Here is a 24,338-nt window from a genome sequence, read left to right on the forward strand (position 1 = left end):
TCTTGTACTTTTTGGAAATATCTTTCTCTATTTTTCCTACGTAGGCGAAATAAAACCACCGTTTCGACCGAAGCTAATAATATGAACGCAGTGACCAAAGAGCAGATCATTAAGCATAGCCGTATCATAGAAAAATACAGAGCAAAGGATACTTTGTTCGACGGCTCCCCGGATTGGATGGACGATGTTTTGGAAGTGATCTACTCCCAAGACGATTTTATAACGGAAAAACCCGATATAGATTTGGATATAGAGTAATCTAATCTTTCTTCTATTTTTTCAAAGTTATTATAGTCCGCCCACGCAAGACTTCCCGAGTCCAGACCTTTGGGACGGCTCTTAAACCGGGGCAACTGCCCCGGACTCTCTTAAAATTTTCATAATCTCAGGTTTACAGCTTCCACAACCCGTTCCGGCTCCTGTCTTTTCAGAAATTGTTTTGAGATCACAAACTCCATTTCGTATCTCTTCTTCAATATTACCTTTTCCTACTCCATTACAAGAACAGACCAATGCACCTATTGGAGGTTTCAAGGGAGAAGATCCTGTCAAAAGTCTATCTCTCTTATCTCCCAGCTCAATACCGGAAGAGATCATCGCCTTAAATTCAGAAAACTCAGACTTGTCTCCAACTAAGATCGCTCCTACTAAACGATCTCCTTTGATAATACATTTTTTATAACGTCCCTTTCTCTTATCAAAGAATACAATCTCTTCGTATTCAGGACCTGCCTCATCCATTGGAACATCAGGTAACCTCAAAGATACCAATTCCAAACCTGGTATCTTAAGAAGATTTGAATGCATAGAACCTGAGTAAGAACCGATCTTATATCCATAAATATGCCAAGCTGCAAACTCAGCCTGCTCTTCCGTTGCCGCAACTGTACCATACATCCCAGTAGAATGTTCAGCGACTTCTCCTATCGCGTAAATATCCGGATCACTGGATTGTAAGAAGTCGTTCACTAAAATTCCGGACTTACACCCAATCCCTGCGTCTTTAGCCAATTCTAAATTCGGAACAGTTCCAACTGCGAATACAATCCCATCCGGACGAATGCTGGAACCATCTCTGAACTTAACACTTTCTAATCTTTCCGATCCATACACCTTCGAGATTTCGGTATCGAATAAGATCTGGATCCCTCTTGCTTCTACTTCTTTTCTTAAAATTTCTGCAGAGATCTCATCTAATTGTTTGGACATCAATCGATCAGTTCTTACAAGAACGGTTACGTTTACATGCAAGGTTCTTAATGCAGCGGCGAGTTCTAGACCGAGTAACCCTCCTCCTACAATCAAGGCATGAGTATTCGGAACAAAAAAACCTTTGATCCGATCCGCATCGTTTTTGGAACGAAGACTAAAAATTCCCAACATCTTCTCCGGAATATATTTTGGGATAGAAGGTCTGCTTCCTGTAGCAATGATCAGTTTATTATAAGAATATAAATTACCTTGGGAATCTCTAACCTTCTTCCCTTCCGGAAGTATTTCCGAAACTGAGATAGACGGTTTTACTTCTATATTCCATGATCCTATCTCGTCTTCGCTGACTGCAGATAATTGGGAAAATTGTTTTTCTCCGCTGATCAGATCAGGTAATAGAATTCTGTTATAGAATGGATATTCTTCCTTGCATAATACTGTGATCTCATCCTCAGGAGAAATGGCTCTGAATTTCCTAAGAAAAGCAAGAGTTCCATTTCCTCCACCTATGATCAGGATTTTTTCCTTAGGTTTTTTATAAGGAATAACTTCTACTGCTGAAATTTTAAAACCGGGTTGTTTGGAGAATGGATCAAACTTTGAGCTAGTTAGATTATTTGCTCTTGCTTCATCGTTTCCGTTCTTTCTTCCCCAATGCATAGGTAAAAATACGGTACCCTGTCGGATACTTTCCGTTATCGTAGCTCTAACTCTTACACTTCCTCTTTCGTTTTTGACTTCTACGATTTGAGATTCTATAATCTCCCTTTCTTTCGCATCAATCGGATGGATCTCTAGATAAGGTTCTCTTTTATGTTCTTTGAGTTTTCTTACCTTTCCGGTGCGGGTCATTGTATGCCATTGGTCTCTGATCCTGCCTGTGGTAAGAATTAAAGGAAAGTCCTCGTTTGTTTTTTCAGAGGTATCTTCCGGTTCAACTGAATGTATTTTTGCTTTTCCACCAGGACGATAAAACTTTCCGTCGGAAAATAATCTTGGAGTTCCCTCATGATCCTTAGATGGGAAGGGCCATTGCACTGATCTTCTTTCTTGTAAGATAGAATAGTCCAAACCGCCAATATCAAGATTTGTACCTTTAGTAAGAAGACAATGTTCTAGAAAAACTTCTTCTTCACTTTTATAATTGAAAGAAGGACCAAATCCCATCTTCTCCGCAAACTCTGTTAGTATCCAAGTATCCGCCTTTGCATCTCCGGGAGGATTAAAAATTTTAGGTAGATACGTTATTCTCCTATCTGAGTTGGTCATGGTACCTTGCTTTTCTGTCCAGCCCGCGGCAGGAAGAACGTAATGAGCAAATGGAATGGACTCATGACGATTTGAAATATCTTGGACAACTACTAGTTCCGCGTTTCGAAGTCCCGCTTCAACAGTTCTTGCGTCAGGAAGACTTACTGTTGGATTTGTACAAACGATCCAGATTGCTTTCATCTTTCCGTTTTTGAGATTTTCAAACATCTCCGTTGCGGAATAACCTGGCTTGTCCCGAATGGACTCCACTCCCCAAAAATCCGCCACTTCCTTTCTATGATTTTCATCCGCAAGATTTCTATGTGCAGGAAGAAGATTACATAGTCCTCCTACTTCTCTTCCTCCCATTGCATTCGGTTGTCCTGTTAAGGAGAATGGACCAGATCCGGGTTTACCGATCTTGCCTGTGATCAGATTCAAATTAATTAATGCTAAATTTTTATTAACTCCAACCACACTTTGATTCAGGCCCATTGCCCAAAGAGTTAAAAACCCTTTCGAATTCGCGATCAGACTCGCCGCCTCTCGGATCGCTTCTTCTGAAACTCCACAAGAGTCCGCATATTCTTCCATACTGATCGAAAAGACCTTTTCCTTTAGCTCTTCGAAACCTTCTGTATGAGATTTAATAAAATTTGGATCTAAGGAATTAGTCTCTATCAGACTTCTTGCAATTGCATTGAATAATAATATATCAGTTCCGGGTATGATCTGAAGATGTAAGTCTGCATTTTCACAACTTTCTGTTTTTCTAGGATCAACCACGATGATCTTAACGTTTGGATCCGAACTTTTTCTGTCTTCTATCCTTCTAAAGAGGATCGGATGACACCAAGCCGGATTGGCACCGGCGATCAAAAAACAATCTGCAATTTCAATATCATCGTAAGAGATAGGAACACTATCCTCACCCAATGACATTTTATAACCCACAACTGCAGAGCTCATACATAGTCTGGAATTGGTATCTATATTATTTGTATTTAGAAATCCTTTGGTGAGTTTGTTCACCACATAATATTCTTCCGTCAATAATTGTCCGGAAACATAGAATCCTACCGAATCAGGTCCGTACTCTTTGATCAAATTTTTAAAACGAGAAGCAATCTCCCCCAGCGCAGAATCCCAGTCTGTCTTTTGCAATTCTCCCGTTTTAGGATTTCTTGCCATTGGATATAAAAGTCTGTCACTCTTATCCAAAACGGTGTGATGCAAATTCATCCCTTTAGAGCAGAGCATTCCTTTATTTGCAGGATGATCCGGATCGCCTTGAACCGTAAAACTGGTCTCGCTCTCTTTTTGGATCAAAACGCCGCATCCGACTCCACAATAGGAACAAGTACTTTGAATTCCATTTTCTGTATTCACAGCTCATTTATAGCAATTTTCATGCCAATTAATAAATTTTATATTCAATTCATCTAACCTTATAGTATTTCGGAATAGAATACAAGCAATTTCAAATAATGCGTATTTTAATTAAGCATCGTGCATAATATATGCGTAAATTCTAGCAATTTTGTTCTCTCTTCTCAAACTTGCTAACGTTAGATTTTTAGGATATGTTCGAAAAAGAAGGGCGTAATTTAAATTTTTATATGAATCTATCTTAATATAATATTTTTCAAAAACTCTTCTTAAAACTTGGCACGACTTTTGCTATAAGCTGTATGTGAGCGTTTCTGCTCGTTAACGGAGAGCTTTAAATGAAAAAATTTCGTGAATTTCTGGCTATAGGTCACTTTCCATCGCTCGTGAGCTCCTTTCTATACTTTGACTTCAGCTTCATGGTATGGATGCTGCTTGCCGCTTTAGGCGTCTTTATTTCGGAAGAATTCAAATTAGGCCCTGCCCAAAAGGGTATGTTGGTTTCTGTTCCTTTATTAGGAGGAACCTTATTAAGAATTCCTCTAGGTTTACTATCTGATCGTTACGGATCTAAGATTGTTGGTCTTTGCGGAATGGGCGTCACAATGCTCACACTGCTATTAGGCTGGAAATTCGCTCACACTCTTCCTGAAGTAATTCTTGTAGGATTATTATTAGGAACTGCAGGAGCAAGCTTTGCAGTAGCTCTTCCTTTAGCTAGTAGATGGTATCCTAAAGAATACCAAGGTTTAGTAATGGGTATCGCAGGCGCTGGGAATAGCGGATCAGTGATTGCTACATTCTTCGCTCCTGACCTTGCAAGAAACTTCGGATGGCATGCTGTTTTCGGTCTTGCACTTATCCCTTTAGCTTTTGCTTTCCTATTCTTCTTATTCTTTGCGAAAGATTGTCCGGGTACAATTTCTAAAAAACCTTTAAAACAATATTTGGTACCGATCAAATCCAGAGATGCTTTATTCTTCTGTTTGCTGTATAGCGTAACGTTCGGTGGATTTGTAGGTCTGGCAAGTTTCCTTCCCATCTTCTTTCACGACCAATACGGTGTAGATAAAGTCACTACAGGTTTTTATACATCTTATTGTATCTTAGGTGCAAGTTTGGTTCGCCCTATCGGTGGATATCTTTCCGACAAATTCGGCGGAGTATCGGTTTTACTTGTAGTGTTCGCAGGAGTTGCATCTTGTCTGATCGCAGTCTCTTGGTTGCCTTCCGTAAGTATCATTCTTCCTACCTTCATTACTTTAATGATCTTTTTAGGTTTAGGAAACGGTTCCGTATTCCAACTCGTTCCTCTTAGATTCAGTAAAGAGATCGGGATCATTACTGGGTTTATCGGAGCATTCGGAGGTCTGGGAGGATTTTTCGTTCCAAACCTATTAGGAAGTTTGAAAGCGATTTCTGGAACCTTCTCCGTTGGATTCGTAGTGTTATCCGTGATAGTCGGGTTATCTGCCTTCCTTTTATTCATGATGAACACGTTTGTTTGGGAAAGAAATAGAAAAAACGAATCCTTAGAATTGGAGTCGGCTTAAGCCGGCTCCTTAAAAGGGAAAGGAGATAGATAAAAATGAAACGGAAGTTAGTTATTCTTGGAAATGGGATGGTGGGTCATAGATTCGCCGAAAAGATCGCTGAATACGGTGGAACAGAAAAATTTGAAGTAACTATTTTAGGTGAAGAACCTAGAAGAGCTTACGATCGTGTCCATCTTTCAGAATATTTCACAAACAGATCCGCAGATTCTCTTTATCTTTCTCCTTCCGATTGGTATAGAACCAATGGGATCCGCTTATTACTTTCTGAACCTGCAATTTCAGTTGATACCGTTTCTAGAAAGGTAACAACTTCTGCCGGAACTGAATTACCTTTTGATGAATTGGTGATTGCTACCGGTTCTTCCGCTTTTGTCCCGAATTTCGAAGGCGTAGATAAACAAGGAGTCTTCGTTTATCGCACAATTGAAGATCTAGAAAAGATCATGTCTTATGCAAAACAAGTTTCTAAAGTAGCAGTACTCGGTGGCGGTCTATTAGGTTTAGAGGCAGCCAAAGCAGTCTTAGACATGGGGAAAGAAAGCCATGTGGTGGAGTTCGCATCACGTTTGATGCCTAGACAATTGGATGAGGCCGCTTCTTCCGTTCTAAAATCCAAGATTGAATCCTTAGGCGTTCGTATTCATTTAAATAAGGAAACCAAACAAGCATTAGGTGATTCAAGTTTCCAAGGACTGGAATTTGTAGATGGTTCCGTTTTAGATGTGGAGATGTTGATTGTATCCGCAGGCATCCGGCCCAGAGATGAACTGGCAAAAAATTCTGGAATAGAGGTCGGGCAAAGAGGCGGGATCATCGTAGATGACGAGTTAAGAACAAATGTCTATGGAGTTTACGCAATTGGAGAAGTTGCACTTCATAAGGGTATGATCTATGGACTTGTGGCTCCAGGTTATGAAATGGCAGAGATATTAGCTTATAATCTTTGCAGCCCTGGTCAAAAAACGAAATCTTATGCAGGTTCCGATCTTTCTACAAAACTAAAACTGATCGGAGTAGATGTTGCTTCTTTTGGAGATGCTTTAGGTCAAACGGAACATCTTCCTATCGCGTATACAAATCCTCGCACAGGTGTGTATAAAAAATTAGTTCTTTCTCAAGATGGTAAAAAACTGAAAGGGGGGATACTTGTTGGAGATGCAGATGCATATTCCAACCTTCTTACTCTTTACTTAAATAACGTGGAACTTCCTGCAGAGCCTGAATCCTTAATTGTAGGAACTCCATCGGAAGAAGGTTCTGCGTTCGGTTCTCTTCCTGATGATGCGAAGATCTGTTCTTGTAATAACGTTTCTAAAGGTGATCTTTTAGGCGCGATCCGTTCAGGTTCTTGTTCAGATCTAAAAGGTTTAAAAGAATGCACCAAGTCTGGAACCGGTTGTGGCGGTTGTATTCCTCAAATGAATTCGATTTTGAAGGAAGAACTTCGTGCTCAAGGTAAAGTGGTTACTGAACATGTATGCGAACATTTTAAATATTCCAGACAAGAGTTATTCCAGATCGCTAAGGTAAAAGGGATACGAACTTTCGAAGAAATGATCCGTACTCACGGAATGGGGAACGGTTGCGAGGTTTGTAAACCTGCTGTGGCTTCTATCATCGCGAGTATTTACAACGAACCGATCCAGAAGCATAGAGAGATCCAAGATACAAACGATAAGTATCTTGCAAACATCCAAAGAGGTGGAACTTACTCTGTTGTTCCTCGTATTCCTGGTGGAGAGATCACTCCGGATAAATTGATCGTGATCGGTCAGATTGCCAAAAAGTACGATCTGTATTGTAAGATCACCGGTGGTCAGAGGATAGATCTACTCGGTGCAAGAATGGAACAACTTCCTGACATCTGGAAAGATCTAGTGGAAGAAGGTTTCGAAAGCGGACATGCATACGGTAAAGCAATGCGAACCGTTAAAAGTTGTGTGGGTTCTACTTGGTGTAGATATGGAGTGCAAGATAGTACTGCATTTGCAATTCGTATCGAAGAAAGATACAGAGGTATCAGAGCTCCTCATAAATTAAAATCCGCAGTCTCAGGTTGTATCAGAGAATGTGCTGAAGCGAGAGGTAAAGACTTCGGTATCATCGCAACGGAAAAAGGTTGGAACCTTTATGTTGGCGGAAACGGAGGAGTGAATCCTAAACACGCAATCCTTCTCGCCGCTGATCTGGACGAAGAGACCTGCGTTAAGTACATAGACAGATTCATGATGTTCTATATTAGAACTGCTGATAAACTTGTTAGAACTTCCGCATGGTTAGAACAATTAGAAGGTGGCATAGAATATCTGAAAGATGTGATCATCAATGACAGACTTGGTATCAACAAAGCATTAGAAGAAGAAATGGACAATCTTGTTGGGACTTATGTTTGCGAATGGAAAGACGTAGTAGATGATCCTGAAAAACAAAAGAAATATAAACATTTCATAAACAGCGAAGATTCCGATCCTACAGTTCGTTTCATCGAAGAAAGAGGACAAAAACGTCCGGTAGATTGGCCTAAAAAAGAATTGGTTTCGAACTAGGAGATAAAAATGAATACAACCGCAAAAGAACCTGTTTGGATACCCGTTAGTACAGTTAGTGAATTTCCGGATGATGGTGGAGTCTGCGCCAAAGTTTACGGAGAACAAATCGCGATTTTTCATTTCAGTTCCAGAAACGAATGGTTTGCGTGTGAGAACAAATGCCCTCATACTGGAGACATGGTTTTAGCAAGAGGAATGATCGGTGATTCTCAGGGAGAACCTAAGGTCGCTTGTCCTATGCATAAAAAATCTTTCTCTCTCAGGACCGGTGCTTGTATTAGCGGAGATGAATATTCCATAAAAACATATCCGGTTCATATCGAGGACGGAACCGTTTATATCGGGATGGAAAGCCCGGGAACTCAGGGTTAATACCATGAATTCTGCCGCAGGAAAAGTATATCTAGTAGGTGCAGGTCCGGGAAATCCGGACCTTCTCACAGTTCGTGCTGTAAAACTTTTAAGAAAAGCAGATGTAGTTTTATACGATGATCTAGTTTCCGCGGGAGTTTTAAAATATTGTAAAAAGTCTGCAGTCCTAGAATACGTAGGAAAAAGGATCGGGCAACATAGCTGCTTGCAAACCGAGATCAATCATAAATTAGCGGAATATGCTAAACAATACTCTAATATAGTTCGTTTGAAAGGAGGTGATCCTTCTATTTACGGAAGAGCCGGAGAAGAAATAGAACATCTTGCTTCCTTAGGAATTGAATGTGAAATTTTAGCGGGAGTTACAACTGCTTCCGGAGCCGCTTCTAGTTTGGGAATTCCACTCACACATAGAGAATATGCTAGAGAGATCTTATTCTTATCCGGCCATAAGAAGACAGGTAAAAATCCGGAAAGTTTCGAAGATCTGAACTTAGAAGGTAAAACGGTTTTAGTTTATATGGGACTAAACAGTTTGGAAAGTATCCGAGATAATTTGTTAGAATCCGGAAACGCAGGCTCCACTCCTATGGCCTTCATAGAAAACGCAACTCTTCCCAACCAAAGATTGGTTTTAGCAAATCTGGATACTTGTTTGGATAAGGCAGAAGAATTCCAAATCAAAACACCTGCGTTGTTGATCTTCGGGGAAATCGTAAATTTCTACACCGAGCTACAAAGGTTAAAAGAAGAAGGTAAGATCTCCTACTGTTAGGAAAACTACTCGCAGTTTTCCTAAGCAGAATTATATTGATTCCTGCGGATTCCCGCTAAGAGGAAGCATGAACGATATTACCGGAAAGAAAACAACTCTTAGAACTGCCCAAGCAGAAGGTTTTGTATTCTGCAAACCGGAAACCATTATTAGGATCAAAGAAAACACTCTTCCCAAGGGAGATCTCTTCGGAGTGGCAAAGGCTGCTGCTCTTTTAGGCTCTAAAAAAACTTCGGAACTAATCCCTCATTGTCATCCTGTTTCCATCGATTCATTTCAAATAGAATTCGAAGTTCTTTCCGATAAAAATGCTGTCAGAATATTAACCACTGCAAAATCCATTGGAAAAACCGGAATAGAGATGGAAGCTCTCACTGGTGTAAGTGTAGCTTCATTAGTGATTTATGATCTATTAAAACCTATAGATAAAGAATTAGAAATTTCCTCAATTCGCCTTTTGGAGAAGAAGGGTGGAAAAACCGATTCTCAGATCACAAAATTTGCAGCAGGTTCAAAAGCAGGAATCCTGGTTTGTTCCGATTCTACTTTCCAGGGGAAAAGAGAAGATGGTTCCGGAAAAGCTATCTTAAATTTACTAAAAGAACACGATGTAGAAACTGTTAAATCAGAAATCCTTCCTGACGAGCCTGAGCAGATCAGAAATACAATATTAGAATGGTCTAAACTAGGATTGGATCTAATCGTTACCACTGGAGGAACAGGACTCGGGCCAAGGGATAATACTCCGGAAGCGATTAAAGAAATTTTAGAACAAGAAATCCCGGGCATCGCAGAAGCAATGAGATCTTTCGGCCAAGACAGAACTCCTTTTGCAATGTTATCCAGATCCATTGCTGGTAGAATTGGCAAAACATTAATAGTTTCCGTTCCAGGAAGTACGAATGGTGCTACTGAAAGTTTACAGGCAATTCTCCCTGCGGTATTTCATGCTAAAAAAATGATGAGAGGAGAAGGACATTGATCTCCGTCCAAGAGGCACTCGAATTCGTAAAATCTTCCGCGAGTGTATCTTCTTCTGAAAATACAAACCTAGAAAATTCTCTTGGCAAAGTGCTGAGAGAAAAGATCTATGCGGATCGAGATTATCCTCCTTTTCATAGAGCAACCATGGATGGATTTGCTCTTAAGTCAGAAGGTTTTTCAGAAGATCGAATTTATTCTTATACAAGAGAATTACATGCAGGAGAATCTTTCCAATTAGAAAGCGGAGAAGAAGCCATCCGCATAATGACAGGCGCACCTGTCCCAGAAGGTTTCGATCTAGTCATAAAGATAGAAGATTCCGAAGATTTAGGAATTTCTAATGGAAAGAAACAAGTTCGCTTTCGCACAGAAAAATCCAGTTCCTTCTCCAATATAGCGATCCAAGGAGAAGATCTAAAACAAAATCAAGAAATCCTAAATGAAGGAACTTTAATCGGTGCATCTGTTCTTTCTTTGCTTTCTTCCTTGGGAAAATATTCAGTTCAGACTTCTAAACTTCCGAGAGTTAGAGTAATCTCGACCGGAAATGAGATCGTGGGCCCTGGCGAAGCCCCAAAACCTTGGCAAATCAGAGATTCTAATTCTTATTCTATTAGATCTTTATTACAAAAATTTGGTATAGTTCCTTTATCAGTTACCAGAGCCGGAGACGATCCTATTCTTTTAGAAAAAGCAGTGAGGGAAGGTTTGGATTCGGATATTCTCATCCTCTCCGGTGGAGTCTCAATGGGAAATCTAGACTTGGTTCCTAAAATTCTGGAAACCTCTGGAGTGAATGAAATCTTTCACAAAGTAAAGATCAAACCGGGAAAACCGATTTGGTTTGGTAAGAAGAATGAGCAGGCAGTCTTTGGTCTACCGGGGAATCCGTTTAGTGTCCAAGTTTGTTTTCGAATTTTTGTAGAAGCCTATATACGAAAATTTTTAGGACTTTCTTCAGAGAAACCTATCCTTCTGCCGTTTGCAGAAGAAAGAAAAAAGAAAAATAAACTGACCGAGTTCTTCCCGGTTTCTTATGAGACCAAAGTCCAAACCTTTTTATCGGAAAAGAAGTTTAACGGAAGCGGAGATATTCGTGCAGGAATTTTTTCGGACGGACTCGGAGTCCAATTTTCGGAAACGGAAAATCTGAAAGAAGGAGATTTGTTGGAATTCTATCCCTGGACCTAATCCAGATTGACTTAGGGCAGCTCATCGATTGAAATAAACCTAATAAACAATCGATTGTAGGCGGTCTGTATGAGCTCGAAGAAAAAAATCGCTGTAGCTAAGGGAGATGGGATCGGTCCGGAAATCATGGACGCCACTCTTAGGATCTTAGAAGCGGCAGGTGCGAGCATTGAACCGATCTTTATAGATATCGGAGAACAGGTCTACAAAAAAGGTCATAGCGCAGGGATAGAACCTGGAGCTTGGGACATTCTACGAGATACAAAAGTATTTTTTAAAGCTCCGATCACTACTCCTCAAGGAGGCGGTTACAAAAGTTTGAACGTAACCGTTAGGACCACCTTAGGATTATTCGCAAACGTTAGACCTTGTATATCACTTTATCCTTATGTAGATACTAAACATCCAAAGTTAGACGTTGTTATCGTAAGAGAGAATGAAGAAGATCTTTATACCGGGATAGAACACAAACAGACTTCTGACACCGTTCAATGTTTAAAATTAATTTCAAGACCAGGTTCTGAAAAGATTATCCGTTATGCATTCGAATACGCAAAAGCTTATGGCAGAAAAAAAGTAACTGCAATGGTAAAAGACAATATCATGAAACAGTCAGACGGATTGTTCCATGATGTTTTCAAAGAAATTGCGAAAGAATATCCCGATCTAGAAGCAGCAAGTGAGATCATCGATATAGGTGCAGCCCACTTGGCGGAAAGACCTCAAGCTTACGATGTGGTTGTCACCCTAAACTTATACGGAGATATTATTTCGGATATAGTCGCTCAAGTTGCGGGCTCGGTCGGTATGGCAGGATCCGCAAACATCGGAGAAGTTGTCTCCATGTTTGAAGCGATCCACGGTTCTGCTCCGGATATCGCAGGAAAGAATATCGCCAATCCAAGTGGACTGATCAACGCAGCTGTCATGATGCTTGTCCACTTAGGACAACCTGATATCGCGGCAAAGATCCAAAACGCTTGGCTGCTTACTATCGAAGAAGGAATTCATACCGGAGATATTTACAAAGCAGGCGTAAGTCGTATCAAAGTTGGTACGAAAGAATTCGGAGAAGCAGTCATTGGGAACCTTGGCCATCTTCCCGAAAAATTCAAACCTATCTCTTTCGGAAAAGCAAAAGCAATCCATATCCCTGAATACAAAAGAAAAGTTCTACAAAAAGAACTAGTAGGTGTGGATGTGTTCTTAGATTGGGCTCCTGGTACTTCCGAAGAACTTGCAAAAAAATTAAGTGCGGTCTCTGGAGATTTAAAGCTTAGAATGATCACCAATAGAGGAGTAAAAGTTTATCCGAATGGTGCTCCTGAAACCTTTTTAACGGATCATTGGAGATGTAGATTCGTAAATCCGGAAACTCCTGATACTGAATCTGGGGATGGTTTTATAAAGATCCAATCCGAACAGATCGCAAAATTATTACTTAGAATTTCAGAAGCAGGGTTAGACAGTATCCAAACGGATAATCTGTATAAGTTCGAAGGGAAAAGAGCCTTCTCCTTGGGTGGTGGAGAATAATTAAAGTTGGTTTGTAAGGATTTTTTTAAACGAATCCAAAGACACAGGTTTGATTATATAATCTTTTACTAATGGAATTTCTTTAGCTCTTCTTAGATCCGAATCGTCTACGGAAGAGCTTACCATATAAATTTCAGGTTTTTTGCTGAGAGCATTTACAAAGTTTGCATACTCGTCTAAAAACTGCCAGCCATCCATAAAAGGCATATTAATATCTAAAAATATAAAGTCAGGGATGATATCCGGTTCGCTTTGGTGCTCTTTTAAAAAGCTGATCGCACCTTCTCCATCCGGGAACACTTTTAAACTTTCAACCGCTCCGGTCTTCTCGATGGTTCTTTTAGCGATCTCGACAAAGATCGCGTCGTCATCTACGAGTAAAAGTTTCTGTTTTTTAGATAGCGAATTCATTTGCCTTTGAAAGATGAATTATAAACTTCGTGCCCTGTCCGGGAGTACTTTCCACATGGATTTCTCCACCCAAGGATTCGATTTGGTTTTTGGTCATAAACAGACCCAAACCTCTTCCGTCAGTGTTTCGGTGAAATCTTTTGTGTAATTTAAAAATCTGATCCCCATGTTTATTTAAGTCAATTCCTAAACCGTTATCCTGCACTTCCAAAACATGATTTCCGTGAGACCAATATGTCTTAAATCGGATCACTGGATGAGGGGATTCACATCTATATTTCAAAGAATTCGAAAGTAGATTTAAGAATATACTCTCCAGATAAACAGGAGGGTAAACTATAGAAGGAGATTCCGAAAAATCTGCAATGATTTCGGCCTCATATTCCAATATTTGGCCCAAAAACATGGCCTTTACTCTGGAAAACACTGATTCGAATAAGATTTCTTCTGAAACAACCTTTGGACTTTGTCTTATTTTGATCACTTCTACGATTTCGTTTAATGTAGCAAGTAATTGGTCAGAGGTGGTCTTGAGATAGTCCATATACTCGACCCTCTCTTCTTCCGTTTCTGCCTCTTCTAAAAATTTTACGAGTGTGGAGATGTTACCGATCGGAGATCTCATATTATGGGATACAATCTGGTTGAATTCTTCTAGTTGAGAGATCCTTTCTTTTAAATGAGTTCCTACTGACCTAAGCCTTGCATTTTTCTCTCTGAGGATATTTTCTAAGATCCGTTTGCGAGAGATATCTTGGATCTGAGCAACGATGAACATTAGTTCTCCTGAATCCTTTCTAACAGCGACTCCAGTGATAAACACCCAGACTATATGTCCTTTTTTATGGAGGTATCTTTTTGCAAATTGAGCCCCATTTCTTTCTCCCTTGATAATTTTACGAAATGCTTCCGCACCTATAGTAAGATCCTCGGGATGAGTAATATCTTGGAATGATTTGAAAAGAAGTTCGTCAGGTTCGTATCCTATCATTTTAGCAAAGGATTGATTGAGTTCTAAAAAGTGTCCGTTCTTATCCAGTAGAATGATCCCATTTCCGGAACTATGAAATGCTTCCGAGAATTTTTTCTCGCTTAGGCGGATTTCTTCTTCTACCAATTTAGAAAGAGTGATATCTTGCATTGCACCGTATACTCCAACGATCCGTCCGTCCGAATACGCAGGTTTACCTTGTGTGCGGACCCATATCACTCTTCCGGTCTCAGTGACCATTCTATGTTCTACAGAGTAAGTCTCGCCTTTTTGATAGACTCTTAAGTTATTCTCCCTTAACTTTTCCATATCTTCGGAATAAGAATATTTTTGATAAACGATATCTCTATCTATACCTAGAGACGGATCTCTTTCCAGTATTCTATAAATTTCGGAAGACCAATACAAACTTCCTGTTTCAATATTGGATTCCCAGGCTCCCACCTTTGCGAGCTCCGACATGATAGAAGAGAATTTTTTTTCCTGCTGTAAACTCTCCGTTAGTTGCACTTGGTCTGTAACGTCTCTGGAACTAGTATTTAAGTGAGTGACCTTGCCCTCTTTATTTTTAATAGGCTGGGTCAAGGTTTCGAACCAAACATAACCCCCATCCTTTTTCAAAAAACGGTATTGGGTGGCAACTGTAGGCCTTCCTTCTTTTGCAGGATTATGGGAATCCTTTCGAATACGTTCGCTGTCATCAGGATGGATAAAATCGTACGGATTACGGCCTAATAATTCCTCCGGTTTAAAACCGGTAAGAGTTTCAATAATAGGATTTATATAAAGATAGATCCCTTCAGGGTCGTGTAAGCAGATCAGTTCTCGACTGGTTTCTATTAAGATCTGGTACAAATCTTGGTCTTGATCCAATTTGATTTTTTCCTGACCCGATCTTTCTTCCATAAACTGCAAGAACTTGCTCTAATAATTAATACATATAAAGACGACTTAGACGAGTACATTGCGAATAAAAAAGGCCCAAAAATCTTAAAATCTAAGGGATTTATTTCTGCAAAGTAAAGGAAGCTAAGATTTTAAATTTCGCTCGGAACCAATCTTTTATTTTAGAATGAACGATCTGATTTTAGGGATTTGGTTCTGAAGAAGGAACCTTTTTTTCGCGTGGGTTTTATCTCTCTTATAAGAATTGAAAAGAGGAAAAGTGATTTAGAAAAACGTAATTCAATTTTTGAAAGAAGTTTTTCGATCCGAATAAGACCGAAAAACTTCAGGCTTGATTATTCTCCGTCGTCTCCGATAGCTTCGACTGGACAGATCTCCATAGCTTTACGGGCAGCAATCGCTTCTTCCGGACTGGCAGGTTGTTTATGGAAATATACTTTAGACTCGTCGTCGGTATATTTCAAAAGTTGAGGAGCCTCTTCCAAGCAATCATTACAAGGCACACAGCTATTATCAATATAGAACTTTCCCGGAACGTTTTCCGGAACTTTGTCATTCTTATCTGCCATGATTACTAAGGATTATCGAACGTTTGGAACGTCAAGTTGGTTTTCTATATAGAAACGGGTAGGATAGGATTGACAAGTCCAAGAATCAAAGGAAAACACTGCAATGGCAAATTCAGCCCCGCGTTTTTCTCGCAAAACATTCTTGAGACTGGGACTCGCCGGTTCGGGAGCTCTAGTACTTGGGGGATCCATTTGTATCTTAAATAGATCTTCCAGACAACTACCTAAGGCACTGTTCTTTTCTGAATCAGAATTAGAAATCTTAGCTACATTATCGGAAACTATCCTACCTGAAGCTGTAGGAGCTCCAACATATAAAGAAGCAAGAGTATTAGAAAGATTAGATGAAGAATTTTATTTCGTAGATCCATTCTTATCCGACGACTTTAAAACTTTAATAATGGTTTTAGAATATCTGCCATTCTTCTATTGGAAGTTCTCTAGATTCTCCAAATTATCTCTGGAATCCAGAAGAAAGTTCTTATCTGAATTAAATCATTCAGACTCAGATACTGTCCGAGCAGTTTGGGCAAATCTAAGAATGCCTATTTTTCTAATGTACTACGGACATGAGTCCACTTTCAAAACGATTTCGTATGACGGGCCTTTTTTAAATCCTCCGGAAAAGTTAAGCGAGTCCAGGATCTATTATCGCAAATTAGCAGGAGGTTCCGATGTCGGGTAAAATTTACGAATGGAAGAATTTAGGCGAATCCAAAGAGATCCGTACTGAAGTTTTAGTGATCGGAACAGGTTGTGGTGGCGCAACTGTAGCTTACGAACTAGCTAAGGCTGGGAAGAAGGTAACCTTGATCGAAGAAGGAGGTTACTATCACACAGGTTCTTTCGATAATCATGAATTGAATATGGCCGGCAAAGTATCTGCAGAAAGGAATATGGCCACCACCGCGGATGGAACAGTAAACATAGTTTATGGAAAGAATGTGGGCGGCGCCTCCGTTCATTATTGGGCTGATAGTTATAGAACTCCTAAAGACAGATTAGAACTCTGGAAGGAAAAATTCGGAGTGTTAGGTCACGGCCCGGAAGATCTAGAACCTTTTTGGAAAGAGTTAGACGACACACTAAACGTTCATCCTGCCAAAGAAGAAAATTATAATAGAATGAACCAATTGGTTCGAAAGGCTTCCAAAGAATTAGGTTGGGAAGGAAATCCAGTCCCGCAAGCGCGCAAGAACTGTCAAAAGTCCGGACATTGTATGCAAGGTTGTATGTTCGGAGCGAAACAAAGCCAACTAATCACTCATATCCCAATGGCAATGGCTTTAGGCACAGATCTTTACGCGGATACTAAAGCGCTAGAATTGGAACTTGAAGGGGATAAAGTAGTCGGATTAGAAGCTGTTGTAATCGACAGACCTTCTCAAAAAGAATCCGACGTGAAATTACGTTTTAAAGCGGACACCATCGTGGTAGCTGCAGGTGGATTCGGGAGTTCTACCTTTCTTCTTAAAAACGGGCTTAAGAAAAAGTTGCCTGCATTAGGAGAATTTTTAGCTATCAATCCTTCTCCATTTGTTCATGCGCTTTATAAAGAATCAATTATTCAATGGAGAAACATCCCTTCTGCTTACGGAGTAGAAGAGTTTAGACTAGCACGTTATGCGGGAGGCATCTACAGAGAAGGTGGCTATCTGATCATGGCGAACCAATTGCAACCAGGAGCGATTGGTGCCTTAGTTCCAGGATTCGGAGAAGAACATTTCGAGATCATGAAAGAACTTCCTAGACTCGGAGGGACAATAGGTTGGATCGATGATCCAGATTCTGAATTAGGAAGAATAGAAATCAAATCCGGTGGAAAAAGAGAAGTTCAATACAGTTTCGGACCACTTACTAAAGAGATACTCAAAGATTGTATTCGTAAACAAGTCATCCTGAACTTTAAAGCAGGCGCATACAAAGTTGTCCTTCCAGATCTAAAAAGAACCGTATTAACTAAACCGGAAGATATCGCTGTTGTGGATTCTCTTCCATTAACTCCTGCTTCTATGGCAATGGCCGCTCCTCATCCAGCAGGAGGATGTAGAATGGGATTGGACCCTAAAACTTCAGTCGTGGATTGGAAACATAAGGTGCATGGAATTTCGAATTTATATGTGAGCGATTCCAGCGTCTTCCCTACTGCGGTTTCTGTGGATCCAAGCTATACGATCATGGCATTCTCTAAAAGAGCCGCACAATTTATTTCAGAGAAGAAGTCCTAATCTTATGCTCGGAACTTTTGGGTCGAATCTCCTTGACCGGACCGCTCCTTGGAAAAACATCGTAATCGCAACCAAGAACCGGAGAGGTGTCCGAGCGGTTTATGGTACTTGCTTGGAAAGCAAGCGTAGGGTAACACCTACCGGGGGTTCGAATCCCCCCCTCTCCGCCAGTTCTTATTTCCAGTGGATCTAATATGGAACCGCTAGGTAAAACATTTCTTTGGATCGGGGCATTCTTCCTGATTATTGGGGCCATCATTGTTTTCGGTTCCAAACTCCCATTTATCTCTTCTCTAGGAAATTTACCCGGAGACTTCAAGATCGAAAGAGAAAATTTCAGATTCTATTTCCCTTTCGTGACTTCCATTCTGATTAGCATCGGACTTTCCCTTCTTCTGTATCTTTGGAACAGATTTATACATTAAGAAAGTGTATGGATTCGGAAAACACTCCTCGCTTTAGCGATAGATTCGAGTTCGTTCCAGGAGAGAATGATCTATATTCTCTTTTGGAATCTTTTAAAAAATCAGGGCAAGACTGGATCGACCTAACTATTTCTAATCCTACAAAAGTAGGGCTTGTTTATCCGAGAGAAGCGATTTTACATTCTTTCCAAAATCCGCAGAGTATGGAATATGATCCGGATCCTAAAGGAACTCTGATCGCCAGAAAGTCCGTTACAAATTATTATAAAGAAAGAGGGAATACAATCTCGGAAGAAGATCTATTTTTAACTTCTTCTTCCTCCGAGGCATATTCTTATTTAATAAAGTTATTATGTAATCCAGGGGAAGAAGTTCTCATACCTTCTCCAGGATATCCACTCTTCGAATTTTTATCCCTGCTAGATGGAGTCGAATTTAATTCTTATAAATTAAACCAGGACTCATATTGGAAAATTGATTTCGAGGACTTACATTCTAAGATCACGAACAAAACTAAAATCCTGTTCTTAGTCTCTCCGAATAATCCAACCGGGAGTCTTCTTACTTCTGAAGAATTCGAAAAACTGAAAGTCATTTCTAAGAACAAAAAGATAGCTTTGGTTTTAGATGAGGTATTCTCGGATTATCTACATGAAGAAAATCCAGACAAAATCGATTTCTTTCATACTGATATTCCTGTGTTTGTAGTGAATGGGATTTCCAAGATACTTGCGCTTCCCCAGATGAAACTTTCCTGGATCCATGTTGGAGGTACTACTAATTGGAAAAAAGAATGTAAGGAGAGACTAGAGATAATTGCAGATACTTACCTATCTGTAGGAGCTCCAATCCAACTAGCTCTTCCTGAATTATTCCAATGGAGAAATATGATCCAAGGCCAGATACTCAGAAGAATAAGCAGAAATCTTCAGGTTCTCGAAAGTTTTCATTCTTCTCATCCAGGTATCCATTACACTTCTCCTAAAGGAGGATGGTATGCGGTATTGCAGTCTCCATCCTGGTTAAACGATGAAGAATTCTCTTTTAAATTATTAGAAAAAGAAAAAGTACTAGTTCATCCGGGTTCTATGTTCGGGTTCGAAGAAAATTCAGGAAGTATAGTGATTAGTCTGATCTCTGAAACAGAATTATTTCAGTCGGGACTCGAAAGAATTGTAGCTCATTTATAGAATAGCTTTCTGCACAAAACTTTTGTATTGTTTCGGTGTTAGGCCTGTCGCCTTTTTAAACTCCACATTAAAAGAAGTTTTAGAACCGAAACCCACTGCAAATGCAATATTTAGAATATTATCCTCGGTATCGTTCTTTAGAAGAAGTTTCGCTTCTTCAATCCTTTTAGAATTTAAATATGCGGCAAATCCCATCCCAAGCCTAGAATTCAGAAGTTCGGATAATTGGTGAGTGCTCAATCCGATCTTAGAAGCAAGCATCTGGATAGTAACTTCTTCCTCTGCGAATAATTTCTCTGTACTCATCAAATATTCCAATGCATTCAGAGATTCATCCACATCTAAGCCTGAAATCTTAGAACGAGCATATCTGGGCTTATTTATAAAACCGCTTAAAGTTTCAACTAGGCTATTTTTCTCTTCCAGATTCTGAGAATATTTTTGGATAATATTATAAAGAAGGACGAGAAGGTCCGCAGGAAAGAATAGAGGCACAGAATACACAGTAAAAAACCCGTATTCCAGAAATCCCATATAGTAAAAAATACTAATATATCCTAAAGTAAGATACATTCCCCAAGAGACTAAAAATAGGTTTAATTTCCGATTTCCCCTTCCCCTCAAATAGATCCCAGAATTCAATATCAAAGGAATAGAAATAGAATATATGATCTCATTGATCGTGGTCAGATACACGATCTTATCCATAGTAAAAATAAGTGGAAGTGTAAGCCCCAGAACGACGGCAAAGAAGAATAAGATCCGATCCACCCAGGGGAGAAACGTTTCGGTTTCCAAAAACTTTCGAATAAATTGAAATCCGAAAATGCCTCCCAAATTAAAGAAAAAGTAATTCACCTTTTCAGCCCAAAGAGGGGAATCTTCCCAAAAAAGCTCTATCGCATTTCCGTAATTTACGTCGTACGAGGCTCCCATACAAAAAGCATAGCATGTATATAGTAGAAATTCTTTATATTCCGTTGCCCTATAATAGAATAAAGCAACTAGGATTAGCATCCCGTATAAGCAAGCAGAAAGAGAAAATACTCCTGTTTCAAATGCGAGATTGGCTCTGACTCCAGCCTCATCCATGATATCAATTGGAAATGACATAATGGATTCCGATTTGATCCGAACTATAAATTCTTTTTCTTCTCCCGGCTCTCCTTGTAAGAGTAAGGTTGGATAAAGAACATTCTTCACAGGCCAATTACTTTTTGATAATGTATCCCCTACTCTTTGTATGGGAGTTACCCCATTTGGGGTATATAATTCTGCTAGATCATGAGCCTTCCATCTAATTACGAAGTAAAGATTTTCACGAATTTCTTCGCGAAATCGAATTCTGAATTTTAACCAATACGATCTTTTAGAAAAATTGAAATTTAGAGCGTTTGATCTAGTTTTTTTCCAACCATCGTTATGATTCGATGGAGGAGGAATATTTTCGGTATCTGTTTTTTCCCAAAGATAAAGTTCGGGCGTAATGTTTTTATTATGTTCGTTTGTTTTTAGAGTGAACGGAAGTTCTTTAGCGAAGATGGATCCGAAACTCGAAATTAGAACGAGAAGAAAAAACGAAATTCGGATCATGTGTTAAAAAACATTTTTTGTAATTCATTACGGTGCAAACAAAAAACGTTCATGTATATAATTCCGAACGATTTTCGATTCTATTTAGTATATTATCGAATTGTTACTCTCCAGAATGAGTTATTACTTAACTCATAAACGTTAACTGGAGTTTACCACCAACGCCAATATGGCGTTTTCTATTCGCCTTGCCTCGGACGAGTTTAATCCGCTTGTCCGAATAATTTTCGGGCCCGCTTTTGCGGGCCTTTTTTTATCTATTTCTAAAAATTCTTCCGAAATCCAGTCACACTGAATCTACAAATTCGATCCTATTATGCGAAATCAAAAAAGGATACCTATATGCATCCAAACGAAACAAAAATCAGAGACTTTTATAAAAGTTTTCATTCTAGAGACTCAGCAAGTATTGCAGACTTCTATTCACAAGAAGTTGAATTTTCAGATCCAGTATTTCCTAAATTAAAAGGTGGAGCAGTTCCTGGAATGTGGTCCATGCTCTTAGAAAGAATGGATCCGAATGCAACAATAGAATTGGTAGAAGCAAACGCTAGCGCCGAAACCGGAACTGCATACTGGGTGGCAACTTATCTGTTTTCAAAAACAGGAAGAAAGGTCCAGAACCATATCAGATCCGAATTCCAATTTAAAAACGGAAAAGTGGTTAAACAAAAGGATAGATTTCCTCTCTGGAAATGGACCAGAATGGCTTTAGGCGCTCCTGGAGTTCTTTTGGGATGGTCACCTTTAGTCCAAGGAAAGGTAAGATCGGAAGCCGCCAGAAATTTGGAACATTATCTTAGGAAAAAAGGGATCAAAGCATAGAATGGAAAAATCCGTAACCATACAAGACGAGTTTACGGATACGATCCGAATCGCCCTAGAAGGAAGACCTAGGGCGATGGAAGACCTTTTGGAAAAGATACAAGACTATATCTTTAATCTTTCCTTAAGGATGTTATGGGATCCCCAAGAAGCAGAAGATGCAACCCAAGAGATCTTATTCAAAATTTCTAATAAACTTTCAGGATTTAGGTTCGAGAGCAAGTTTACTACTTGGGTATATTCTATTGCAAGCAACCATCTTCTAACTATCAAAAGACCAAAGAATATAGTATATTTGAGTAGAATACGCCAAGAATATTTATCTAAGGCGAACTCGATCTCTCTGGAAGATCAGATAGAAGATAAAATTTTAGAAGAAGAGATCAGATTCGGTTGTGTACATGCGGTTTTATTAAAATTAAACTCGGCAGATAGGATAGTATTCGTTCTATCTTCAGTTTATGGTATGAGTAGCGAAGAAGGAGCCGAAATTTTGAGTATCAGTTCCGAAAACTTCCGCCAAAAACTTTCTAGATCCAAAAAGAAACTGTCCGAGTTTTTATCCAAAGAATGCGGAATGTGGATCGATAATAATAAAGCTTGCCCTTGTATAGGATTGTCAGGACATCTTTTAAATCGGAACAGGGATAATGTTTCCTTTTTTACGGAACTAAAAAAGTTAAAAAGAAAAAACCCTAATTTAGAAGATTCTAAAGTATTAGAACATTTAAAAGAGCTGGATCGACTTGCTTGGATCTATAAAAGCCAAGGGATTTACGAAACTCCCAAGGAGATTTTAGAAAAGCTGGGACCTTCTTCTTAACATTTTTAAATTGCTAAAAAGATTATTGAGTTTCAGTCCAATCCTTCGGTTTTGTTAAGCCTAATCGTACAAAGTCTCTTAAAAAACCTCTGTATCTAGTCAAAACTTCGCTCTTATTATGCTCGGCCGGCCTAAATATCCCTTTTTTAGAAAATAGTTTCATAGGTTCTTCTTTAATATCCGACCAAGTTCCCACTTCTAATGTTAAAGGAAGAAATTTGGAACTCCAACTCCCTTGTTCTGAATACAAATCTTGGTAATGATCATAAAACTTATCCCAAAGATCTCCATGAGTTGTGTAACTTGCACTTTGAGGACCATAAGCAAAATTGATATGTCCGCAATGATCTTTGAAATGAGAAGCAATCTTTTCGTATAAAGCAGTATCAGTACAAGGCCTATGAGTATAAGCATAAGGCCACCAAACATTGTCCACTGTTCCGAAACCCGAATGTAGATCTAAAACAGGCAGGATAGAATCCTGAACATGAAAGAATTTTTCGAAAACAGTTCTGGAAAGAGTTCTGGATTCAGGTTCTAATCCATGTCCTCTAAAATATGGAAGTTTATTAGAGAACTTTTGGCCCCCAAAAAACGGAAGAGGTTTCTCCGCATCTATTCCGGAGTTTCTCATTAGATCCACTCCACCTGGATTCGATCTTGTCTTTGCAGCTACTCCACCAGGATTTACGATAGGAATAACAACTAATCCTAATTTACCTTTTTTTAATTCAGGAAGAAAGCCTGTGGATTTGGGACTAATAATATATTCCAAAAAATCGATTAGGATCTGGATACCTATGGTTTCCAATCCATGGACACCTGCTGTGATCCCAACAGGATGTTTTTCCAAACCTTCTTTGGTCCCTATCTCCAAACTATAGATAGGAAAACGAAAACCTTCGTCGGTCCTTCTGGAAAAACCTGCTTGGTTGATTTTTACGAGTTTGCCACCCAGTTTTGCGATCCTGAGCAATCTTTTCTCGTATCGATTCAGTCTTTTGATACCTCTGAGCAAGGTTTGCCTCCGAAATTTCAGATCGTATCTTTAGTCCACGGATGGGTTTATAACCCGGGTCTTTTATAGACCTTTATATTTTTTAATCTTTAGAGTTTTGCAGAGTTTGTAACCATTTACAATCTTCGGAAAGTTCAGAAACTCCTTTTTTGATCAACGAGCAATCTGCTTCTGTTGCTGCTTTCAGACAGGAAATAGTCCTATTAATAACTAATTTAGGTTCTTGTGCAGCCAATATATATACTTTGGATTCTTTAAATTTTTCTAAACAAAAATCCTTTCTTAACCTTTTTTCCAGAATTGCTTCGGAGTCGGGATTTAAGGTCTTCATGTCACCATCTGCACATTGTCTGACCTTCTCACAATACTTGGAAACCCATGCAAATCCGTTGGAATTTTCCACTCCATTCTGATCCGTTTTCCATACAATTTCCAAAGCGGCTGGAGGTTTTTTCTTCTTGGAACAACCGAACGAAAAGACTGCTCCCAATAATACAAGGACCAATCCTAAAGGAATTACAGTTTTATTTATTTTATAGATCAT

At 39.4% G+C, this 24,338-nt stretch carries 21 protein-coding genes and 1 tRNA gene; 15 read left to right on the forward strand and 7 right to left on the reverse strand.

Annotated features, from left to right (window positions below; all coding sequences use genetic code 11):
• The first annotated feature begins 81 nt into the window (after positions 1 to 81).
• Positions 82 to 258 (forward strand): hypothetical protein, encoded by a 177-nt coding sequence (locus EHO65_RS19950; RefSeq protein ID WP_167482043.1) that lies wholly within the window; start codon positions 82 to 84, stop codon positions 256 to 258.
• An 81-nt stretch (positions 259 to 339) separates the two neighbouring features.
• On the opposite strand, the gene EHO65_RS15320 is transcribed toward EHO65_RS19950, so the two are convergent.
• On the reverse strand, positions 340 to 3,792 hold the full coding sequence (locus EHO65_RS15320; RefSeq protein WP_244243547.1) for a nitrate reductase: 3,453 nt from the start codon (positions 3,790 to 3,792) through the stop codon (positions 340 to 342).
• A gap of 398 nt (positions 3,793 to 4,190) precedes the next feature.
• Between EHO65_RS15320 and EHO65_RS15325 the strand changes: the two genes are divergently transcribed.
• From EHO65_RS15325 to EHO65_RS15355, 7 genes are all read left to right on the forward strand, one after another.
• The gene (locus EHO65_RS15325; RefSeq protein ID WP_135775437.1) at positions 4,191 to 5,405 is read left to right on the forward strand and encodes an MFS transporter; all 1,215 of its coding nucleotides are present in this window, start codon (positions 4,191 to 4,193) and stop codon (positions 5,403 to 5,405) included.
• Positions 5,406 to 5,440: 35 nt separating this feature from the next.
• Entirely contained in the window at positions 5,441 to 7,954 is a 2,514-nt protein-coding gene (nirB, locus tag EHO65_RS15330) for a nitrite reductase large subunit NirB (protein ID WP_135775438.1), read from the forward strand.
• A 9-nt stretch (positions 7,955 to 7,963) separates the two neighbouring features.
• Positions 7,964 to 8,329 carry a nitrite reductase small subunit NirD gene (nirD, locus tag EHO65_RS15335; RefSeq protein ID WP_135775439.1) on the forward strand — a complete coding sequence of 122 codons (366 nt, stop codon included), beginning with the start codon at positions 7,964 to 7,966 and terminating at the stop codon, positions 8,327 to 8,329.
• A 4-nt stretch (positions 8,330 to 8,333) separates the two neighbouring features.
• Positions 8,334 to 9,104 (forward strand): uroporphyrinogen-III C-methyltransferase, encoded by a 771-nt coding sequence (cobA, locus tag EHO65_RS15340; protein WP_135775440.1) that lies wholly within the window; start codon positions 8,334 to 8,336, stop codon positions 9,102 to 9,104.
• A 67-nt stretch (positions 9,105 to 9,171) separates the two neighbouring features.
• Positions 9,172 to 10,086 carry a bifunctional molybdenum cofactor biosynthesis protein MoaC/MoaB gene (gene moaCB, locus EHO65_RS15345; protein ID WP_135758049.1) on the forward strand — a complete coding sequence of 305 codons (915 nt, stop codon included), beginning with the start codon at positions 9,172 to 9,174 and terminating at the stop codon, positions 10,084 to 10,086.
• Positions 10,083 to 11,279, forward strand: a complete 1,197-nt coding sequence (locus EHO65_RS15350; protein ID WP_135775441.1) for a molybdopterin molybdotransferase MoeA — start codon at positions 10,083 to 10,085, stop codon at positions 11,277 to 11,279. Before moaCB ends, EHO65_RS15350 begins: the two co-directional genes overlap by 4 nt.
• A 69-nt stretch (positions 11,280 to 11,348) precedes the next feature.
• Positions 11,349 to 12,815, forward strand: coding sequence for an NADP-dependent isocitrate dehydrogenase (locus EHO65_RS15355; RefSeq protein ID WP_135775442.1), 1,467 nt, complete (start codon positions 11,349 to 11,351; stop codon positions 12,813 to 12,815).
• On the opposite strand, the gene EHO65_RS15360 is transcribed toward EHO65_RS15355, so the two are convergent.
• From EHO65_RS15360 to EHO65_RS15370, 3 genes are all read right to left on the reverse strand, one after another.
• The gene (locus EHO65_RS15360) at positions 12,816 to 13,226 is read right to left on the reverse strand and encodes a response regulator (RefSeq protein WP_135775443.1); all 411 of its coding nucleotides are present in this window, start codon (positions 13,224 to 13,226) and stop codon (positions 12,816 to 12,818) included.
• Positions 13,210 to 15,123 (reverse strand): PAS domain S-box protein, encoded by a 1,914-nt coding sequence (locus EHO65_RS15365; RefSeq protein WP_135775444.1) that lies wholly within the window; start codon positions 15,121 to 15,123, stop codon positions 13,210 to 13,212. Before EHO65_RS15365 ends, EHO65_RS15360 begins: the two co-directional genes overlap by 17 nt.
• Before the next feature lie 335 nt (positions 15,124 to 15,458).
• The gene (locus tag EHO65_RS15370; protein ID WP_100722215.1) at positions 15,459 to 15,692 is read right to left on the reverse strand and encodes a ferredoxin; all 234 of its coding nucleotides are present in this window, start codon (positions 15,690 to 15,692) and stop codon (positions 15,459 to 15,461) included.
• Between the two features lie 103 nt (positions 15,693 to 15,795).
• Between EHO65_RS15370 and EHO65_RS15375 the strand changes: the two genes are divergently transcribed.
• The 5 genes from EHO65_RS15375 (at position 15,796) to EHO65_RS15395 (ending at position 19,535) form a co-directional block, all read left to right on the forward strand.
• On the forward strand, positions 15,796 to 16,377 hold the full coding sequence (locus EHO65_RS15375; RefSeq protein ID WP_135775445.1) for a hypothetical protein: 582 nt from the start codon (positions 15,796 to 15,798) through the stop codon (positions 16,375 to 16,377).
• The gene (locus EHO65_RS15380) at positions 16,367 to 17,920 is read left to right on the forward strand and encodes an FAD-dependent oxidoreductase (protein WP_135775446.1); all 1,554 of its coding nucleotides are present in this window, start codon (positions 16,367 to 16,369) and stop codon (positions 17,918 to 17,920) included. Before EHO65_RS15375 ends, EHO65_RS15380 begins: the two co-directional genes overlap by 11 nt.
• 80 nt (positions 17,921 to 18,000) lie before the next feature.
• A tRNA-Ser gene (locus tag EHO65_RS15385) sits at positions 18,001 to 18,090 on the forward strand.
• 24 nt (positions 18,091 to 18,114) lie between these two features.
• The gene (locus EHO65_RS15390) at positions 18,115 to 18,345 is read left to right on the forward strand and encodes a DUF2905 domain-containing protein (protein WP_135775447.1); all 231 of its coding nucleotides are present in this window, start codon (positions 18,115 to 18,117) and stop codon (positions 18,343 to 18,345) included.
• A gap of 8 nt (positions 18,346 to 18,353) precedes the next feature.
• Complete coding sequence (locus EHO65_RS15395) at positions 18,354 to 19,535, forward strand: pyridoxal phosphate-dependent aminotransferase (RefSeq protein WP_135775448.1); 1,182 nt, start codon at positions 18,354 to 18,356, stop codon at positions 19,533 to 19,535.
• Here the strand turns inward: EHO65_RS15395 and EHO65_RS15400 are convergent.
• Positions 19,530 to 21,128: a 7TM diverse intracellular signaling domain-containing protein gene (locus tag EHO65_RS15400; RefSeq protein WP_135775449.1), complete on the reverse strand. Its 1,599-nt coding sequence runs from the start codon at positions 21,126 to 21,128 to the stop codon at positions 19,530 to 19,532. The two genes, EHO65_RS15395 and EHO65_RS15400, sit on opposite strands and share 6 nt — an antisense overlap.
• 342 nt (positions 21,129 to 21,470) lie before the next feature.
• Here EHO65_RS15400 and EHO65_RS15405 point away from each other — a divergent pair, with 342 nt between their 5' ends.
• Positions 21,471 to 21,953, forward strand: a complete 483-nt coding sequence (locus EHO65_RS15405) for a nuclear transport factor 2 family protein (protein WP_135775450.1) — start codon at positions 21,471 to 21,473, stop codon at positions 21,951 to 21,953.
• Between the two features lies 1 nt (position 21,954).
• Positions 21,955 to 22,776: an RNA polymerase sigma factor gene (locus EHO65_RS15410; protein WP_135775451.1), complete on the forward strand. Its 822-nt coding sequence runs from the start codon at positions 21,955 to 21,957 to the stop codon at positions 22,774 to 22,776.
• Positions 22,777 to 22,798: 22 nt separating this feature from the next.
• On the opposite strand, the gene EHO65_RS15415 is transcribed toward EHO65_RS15410, so the two are convergent.
• Together EHO65_RS15415 and EHO65_RS15420 are read right to left on the reverse strand one after the other, a co-directional pair.
• A complete protein-coding gene (locus EHO65_RS15415; RefSeq protein ID WP_135775452.1) occupies positions 22,799 to 23,794 on the reverse strand; it encodes a M14 family zinc carboxypeptidase in 996 nt (331 codons plus the stop codon).
• Between the two features lie 82 nt (positions 23,795 to 23,876).
• Positions 23,877 to 24,338 carry an LA_2478/LA_2722/LA_4182 family protein gene (locus EHO65_RS15420; RefSeq protein ID WP_135775453.1) on the reverse strand — a complete coding sequence of 154 codons (462 nt, stop codon included), beginning with the start codon at positions 24,336 to 24,338 and terminating at the stop codon, positions 23,877 to 23,879.

Source organism: Leptospira andrefontaineae, from assembly GCF_004770105.1.
Taxonomy (GTDB): Bacteria; Spirochaetota; Leptospiria; order Leptospirales; family Leptospiraceae; genus Leptospira_B; species Leptospira_B andrefontaineae.

Coding starts and splice junctions, on each gene's coding strand:
- EHO65_RS15365 (WP_135775444.1), bottom strand. CDS start 15,123: ATGGAAGAAAGATCGGGTCAGGAAAAAATCAAATTGGATCAAGACCAA.
- EHO65_RS15420 (WP_135775453.1), bottom strand. CDS start 24,338: ATGATCTATAAAATAAATAAAACTGTAATTCCTTTAGGATTGGTCCTT.
- nirB (WP_135775438.1), top strand. CDS start 5,441: ATGAAACGGAAGTTAGTTATTCTTGGAAATGGGATGGTGGGTCATAGA.
- EHO65_RS15400 (WP_135775449.1), bottom strand. CDS start 21,128: ATGATCCGAATTTCGTTTTTTCTTCTCGTTCTAATTTCGAGTTTCGGA.
- EHO65_RS15370 (WP_100722215.1), bottom strand. CDS start 15,692: ATGGCAGATAAGAATGACAAAGTTCCGGAAAACGTTCCGGGAAAGTTC.
- nirD (WP_135775439.1), top strand. CDS start 7,964: ATGAATACAACCGCAAAAGAACCTGTTTGGATACCCGTTAGTACAGTT.
- EHO65_RS15325 (WP_135775437.1), top strand. CDS start 4,191: ATGAAAAAATTTCGTGAATTTCTGGCTATAGGTCACTTTCCATCGCTC.
- EHO65_RS15355 (WP_135775442.1), top strand. CDS start 11,349: ATGAGCTCGAAGAAAAAAATCGCTGTAGCTAAGGGAGATGGGATCGGT.
- EHO65_RS15375 (WP_135775445.1), top strand. CDS start 15,796: ATGGCAAATTCAGCCCCGCGTTTTTCTCGCAAAACATTCTTGAGACTG.
- moaCB (WP_135758049.1), top strand. CDS start 9,172: ATGAACGATATTACCGGAAAGAAAACAACTCTTAGAACTGCCCAAGCA.
- EHO65_RS15395 (WP_135775448.1), top strand. CDS start 18,354: ATGGATTCGGAAAACACTCCTCGCTTTAGCGATAGATTCGAGTTCGTT.
- cobA (WP_135775440.1), top strand. CDS start 8,334: ATGAATTCTGCCGCAGGAAAAGTATATCTAGTAGGTGCAGGTCCGGGA.
- EHO65_RS15380 (WP_135775446.1), top strand. CDS start 16,367: ATGTCGGGTAAAATTTACGAATGGAAGAATTTAGGCGAATCCAAAGAG.
- EHO65_RS15390 (WP_135775447.1), top strand. CDS start 18,115: ATGGAACCGCTAGGTAAAACATTTCTTTGGATCGGGGCATTCTTCCTG.
- EHO65_RS15360 (WP_135775443.1), bottom strand. CDS start 13,226: ATGAATTCGCTATCTAAAAAACAGAAACTTTTACTCGTAGATGACGAC.
- EHO65_RS15410 (WP_135775451.1), top strand. CDS start 21,955: ATGGAAAAATCCGTAACCATACAAGACGAGTTTACGGATACGATCCGA.
- EHO65_RS19950 (WP_167482043.1), top strand. CDS start 82: ATGAACGCAGTGACCAAAGAGCAGATCATTAAGCATAGCCGTATCATA.
- EHO65_RS15405 (WP_135775450.1), top strand. CDS start 21,471: ATGCATCCAAACGAAACAAAAATCAGAGACTTTTATAAAAGTTTTCAT.